A 1,113-nucleotide genomic window follows, 5' to 3' on the forward strand; every position below is an offset into this window, starting at 1 on the left:
CGGCAGCACCTTGCTCACCAGGAACACGTCGTCGCGGTGCCCGCGGATCGCCTCGCCGACGAGCTCCTCCGAGGCGCCGCTGCCGTACATCTCCGCCGTGTCGATCAGCGTCATGCCCAGGTCGACGCCCCTGCGGAGGGCGGCGATCTCCTCGGTCCGGCGCGCAGGATCGTCGCCCATGCGCCAGGTGCCCTGGCCCAGGGCCGGCACGCTCGCTCCGGAGGGGAACGTCACTGTCCGAGCCGCTGTCATCGCGTATCCCTTCTCGCACTGATGTAGGCGCAGGTTCCGTGTCCTGCGTTCCGCACGACAGCGCAGGTGCCCGGGTTCCTCCGGTTCCATGCCCCGGCCGTCACGCCAAGGACATCACAACTGATCACCACCAGTACGCGGGATAGCGTGGCGCGCTGGGACGTGCGCACGAGGCGGCCCACCCCGCGAGGACGAGCACGAGGACGGCCCCGGCGAGCAGGGGCACGAAGGTGGCGGGCCGGGGCTCGCGCAGGACGATGACCACGGCGGTGGCGCAGGCCGGCGAGTGCGGGGTGCGCGCCGCCGTCATCACGGCCAGGCCGATGCCCGCGGCCAGCGCCGCGGCCCAGGGGGCGCTGCCGAGGGCGGCCACGACCGCGTAGCCGACACCGGCGCAGAGCAGATGCCCCGCGATCACGCTGCGCGGCTGGGCGAGCGGCAGCCGGGGGACGCTGTGCACGATCGCGGCGGACGCCGCCAGCGGGGGTATGAGCACCGGTTCGTGGACGACGGAGCCGACGGCGACCAGGGCCAGCAGTACGGCGGTGACGGCACTGATGTTGTGCAGGGCGGTGCCCGCGGGCGGCGGCGCGGGGGCCCGGCCCGCGAGGCGGGGCAGGATGCGCGGACGCGTGCGCGCGGGCGTATCGGGGGCAAGAGTCCGCGGGTGGGCGGGCGCGGGCGGTGCCTCGGTGATTTCGTCGGTGCTCAAGGGAAGGACGTTCCGGACTTCAGCCGGCCGGAAGCCCGGACGGCGGGATGACAAAGGGCAGGAGTCGCCGCGTCCGCTCCTGCGGTCGGCAGGGGGCGCGGCAGCATCGGCGGCCCTGGGTCGGGGCGTCCGCGTACTCACCCGGGATC

Annotated in this window: 2 protein-coding genes; both read right to left on the minus strand. The window is 74.5% G+C overall.

The features are described 5' to 3' along the window. Positions 1–252, minus strand: a 252-nt coding sequence (locus ACQKIP_RS48015) for an aldo/keto reductase (protein WP_427745934.1), incomplete at its 3' end; no start/stop codon positions are given. A gap of 124 nt (positions 253–376) precedes the next feature. Continuing rightward, positions 377–964 (minus strand): HPP family protein, encoded by a 588-nt coding sequence (locus tag ACQKIP_RS48020; protein WP_427745935.1) that lies wholly within the window; start codon positions 962–964, stop codon positions 377–379. Between the last annotated feature and the right edge of the window lie 149 nt (positions 965–1,113).

The sequence above is a fragment of the Streptomyces sp. NPDC059900 genome (assembly GCF_050270335.1).
Taxonomy (GTDB): Bacteria; Actinomycetota; Actinomycetes; order Streptomycetales; family Streptomycetaceae; genus Streptomyces.